Source organism: Viscerimonas tarda (assembly GCF_054601255.1).
The window spans coordinates 1-4,142 of the sequence record NZ_BAAHWV010000080.1; the positions used below are offsets into that span (position 1 = coordinate 1).

Consider the following 4,142-nt stretch of genomic DNA (forward strand, 5'->3'; position numbering starts at 1 on the left):
GGAGATACTGCCGTTATAGGTGCTTCCGCCGACAACAAGCGCCGTATCCACTTTGATTTGTCCGGCGCTCAATGTGCCTGTATAGATGCCGTTGGCATCGATGGTTGTAGTATATTTTTCGGAAGACCTCAGATCAAAGACGGTTGCGTAAGCGATGCGCCATTCCAACGGAGCATCTTCGGTACCGGCATTTCCGGTAATGGCAAAAAAATGGGTTGAAGAAAAACTCGCCGTACCGCAGGAAACTTTACAAATATATTCGTACCATTCGCCTGTTCCTGCGGTCGGTGTAAGCCATTTTTGAACGCCTCCCGTGCCGATGCTGTTGGTATGGAAGGTCAAGTTCCTTCCTGTGGGAATTTTGGCAATAATCCGCGTGATAAACACTTTCCGGTATGCCGTTGATGTTCCGAAATTAAATCCCCCGCAGTACGGACTTGCTTCTCCCCTGTTTTGGATGACCAATACCATTTTACTGTCGTTGGGTGCATTGGAGTCACCGGTTCGGGTAATGGAGACTGTTCCGTTTCCCAAATTATTATATATATTGATGCTATTGTTTCCGTTGTAAAAAGTAGGGTCGCGGTAAAGCATTCTGCCGAATGCCATGGCACATGCCAATTCTTTGGCGGCATCTATACCGCCCGTCCAATTCAAGGATACCGCAGATCCAAAGGTTACGTTTCCCGAAGTGTCCCAACTGATATTGCCTCCGGCCACAGCTCCCGCGCCGGTGGAATCCAACCGCCACTTATATCCGCGAAGACCGTTAGAACCTATCGTGACAGCGCCGGAGCCGGAAGTATAAGCGCCGGACGTATTGGCTTTCGTTCCACGGAAAATACTGTCCGTATCAACCGTCCAGCCGGCAATGTAGTTGGCAGCTCCGAAACAGGCGATGCCGGAACCGGAAGCGTTGGTGGCAAGGAATCCGAAATCACCGTCTGAATTGTAATATAATTGTGACCTTTGCCCGGATGTCGGTCCGGCATTAGCCCCATATACGACAACACGCCTGTTGGCGTTGTCCAGCACAATATGCGTGTTCGACAGCGAGCCTGAATTGATAGTCCAGCCGCCTATCTTTCCCTGTGTAAAAGTACAGGACAGGCCGTTGATATAATCCGTATTGATAATGCTTGATTTAATACTTGCAGCATCCAATTTGGTAGCCGCAATGCTTCCGGCGGCTATCCGGTCGGCGCTTAACGTTCCTGTTGTAATGCTGCCTGCGTTAATGGCGACGGCATTGACCTGGGAGGCAGTCAGTGTTCCTGTATAGATACCTGTCGATGAAATTTGTGTCAGCTTGGGATAGGAAGATCCGCCCAATGCGGTCGTAATACTGTTAACCGGAGTCATCCAATTGAGTGATACGGAAGAAGCAAAACTTACATTGCCCGAAGCGTCCCATGTAATATTGCCGCTTGCTACCCGTCCCGAACCATCGTTGTTTAATTGCCATTTCGTTCCGTTTTGAATGGAGCCGTCAGAGGTCAGAGAAACATTGTTTTTCCAGATTTTTGAATTGTCAAACGCCCAGCCTGCTATCCGGTTATAAACTTCCTTGGAGCCGGAGAGGGTATAATTGGCCGAAAGGCAAAAATATTCCGTATTGTCCCATGCCATCATCTGTATGCCGATAAATCCGGTTTTGACCGTATTTCCCGAAGCTGCTATCTCACCCATTACGAAATGTCCGGCATTATTGCTTTGGTGCCAGGTCATGGTCAGTCCGTAAGGTCTGTATCCGCAGTTATACCAATATCCCGAACCGGCGGAAGAAGAACGGATTTGGAGAGGAATGGCTCCCACAATGCCCAGGTTGTCTGTTGTAATGCTGTCCGTCTTGATATTCCATCCACCGATTTTCCCGCGTATAAACGAGCAGGTCAGTCCGCTGATATAATCGGCGTTGATGATATTCGCCCGGATACTTGCCGCTTCCAGTTTTTCCGCCTTGATGCTTCCGGCAGCTAACAGGTCAGTATTGATAATTCCGGCTGTTATCTGATAGGCGCTTAATGTACCTGTGTATATTCCGGCATTGGTAATTTGTGTCAGTTTGGGATATGTCGCCCCTCCCAAACCGGCTACAATTTCCTTGATGGGAGTTGACCAGTTCAATACAACCGAGTTGCCGAAGGTAACATTTCCTGCGGCATCCCATGAAATATTTCCTCCGGCAACAGCGCCTGCACCGGTGGCATCCAGTCGCCATTTGAATCCCCGGATACCGGTTGAGCCGATAGTTATTGCACCTGATGCGGAAGTGTATGCTCCCGGTGTATTGTTTTTCGTTTCCCTGAAAATGGAATCGGCATCTATTGACCAACCGCCGATTTTTCCTTTGGTTACGTCCAGGGTCAAGGCTTCGATGTTGGCGGCGGTAATAAGGCTTGCTTTCAATGCGGCAACATCTATTCTTGCAGCCGCAATTGTTCCGGCAGTTATTTGCGTTGCATTGAGATTGACTGCGTCCACCGTATTTGCCGAAAGCGTTCCGGTAAATATTCCGGTGGCATCAATATAAGTGGAGCCTATCCATGCAAGGGCGACTTCCGAGCCAAATTCCACTTTGCCGGTTGTCGCATTGTATTTAATGTATTGGTTTCCACGTCCAAGCTGTGCATTGCCGCCATTATCGACAAAAAAAGTCCTATTTCCGTCCTTGAAACCATAGATGCCGTCTATCGTTTCAGTTACCACCTGTCCGGAAGCATTCAGCGCACTTAAAGCAAAATGCCCCAATGCCACGCCGGTCAATGTGCCGTTGGCATTTTTAACGCCTGCAAAAATTTTGGGCGTAATGACCGAATTTCCACCAATCAGGGTTTTGCCGGTATCCCAGTCCGATACCCAATCCAACAGGTTGGCATCCACGCCCGCCGGTCCGGTTGCGCCGGTTTTGGCTTTCGACCAGACAAAAGACACGGAATAGGTTTCGCCTTTGATTACAACCGGTATCGTAATGATTCCGGTGTCTGCCAAATTAGTGGTGTTTGCCGCAACGCTGTAAGCAATGGTTTTATTGGTATTATTAACCGTGACGGTGGAAAATCCGGTGGGTTTGGTAATCGTTCCTATGGTAAAATCCGTAACATTCACACCGCCAAGGGTGACTTTCAGGGTGGAGGTAAAAGTTACGGCACTGACAATCGTTCCGGTATTGGCTGCTGCAAACACATATTCGGAAAGCGATTGATTTATCGTATAGGCATCCGTCTGCGTATAAACGGTTGCCTGTCCACAGGCGATCAGTTCCTTTGCCATGGTTTATTTTGAAATCTCGCACATCAATACGCCTTTGCCCGTTACATCGGCTTTGGCAACGGTAATGGATTTGCCGGTATAGGTTTTGGCAACGGCTGTACCTGCCGCATTCCACAGTTTCCATGTATAGGTGTATTCCGTTCCTGTCTCATCCAATTCTTCCCCGTTACGATACAGTACAGCCTTGGCATCTACATCGTTGGCATCGTTTTTAATAACGAAACCCTTTTGGCTGACAATATCCACCGTGACAGGGTCGGACATGTCCGAAAAGGAAATAATATCGCAAACCACCTTGTTGGCGGAAGCATTGCCGGTGGAAGTGTCCGTATCCTTTATGGCGCACTTGAAAGTTTCAAAGTTAAGAATAGCGTTGGCGGTTATGGTTATTTCGTTGGTTGTCCATCCTGCCGTTACGCCCCTTTGGTTGCTTGAAGTCAGGCAGGACCAGCCCGCGCCGAGCATGGAATTGTATTCGGGACATTTGACCGCAGTCCCCGAAGCGGCGTCGGCGGTCAGGGCGGAAGTCAGTGTAACCACTTTCGTACTGCTGTTTACTGACGAAATGGTATAAGCGGGCGTACCGATAACGATTTTGCCTCCGGCTTCCATATTGGCGACGGAAGTGACGGTTACGGTGGTAGCACCTGTTGCAGCGGCAGCCGACAGGGTGGTGTTGGCAAAAACGGCGGAATCCTTAATGCCCCAGCAATAGGTTACGTTGGTGGTGTCAATGGTAGCGCCGCGCCACAGGTCGCAGTGCGCTTTCAGGCTGGCTACTTCATCGTTGCGGAAAATAATGCCGTCCGGTGCGTAGGCTACCGCGCAGATAATAGCCCCCGCTGACTGGTGCTGTGTAAACTGTATTT

Annotated in this window: 2 protein-coding genes; both read right to left on the reverse strand. The window is 49.4% G+C overall.

Going from position 1 to position 4,142, the window contains the following annotated elements; all coding sequences use genetic code 11:
- The coding region (locus tag ACYPWY_RS15615; RefSeq protein WP_459686472.1) for a beta strand repeat-containing protein at positions 1-3,273 on the reverse strand (3,273 nt) is incomplete at its 3' end.
- 3 nt (positions 3,274-3,276) lie between these two features.
- Positions 3,277-4,142: hypothetical protein (locus tag ACYPWY_RS15620; protein WP_459686473.1), on the reverse strand; the 866-nt coding region annotated here is incomplete at its 5' end.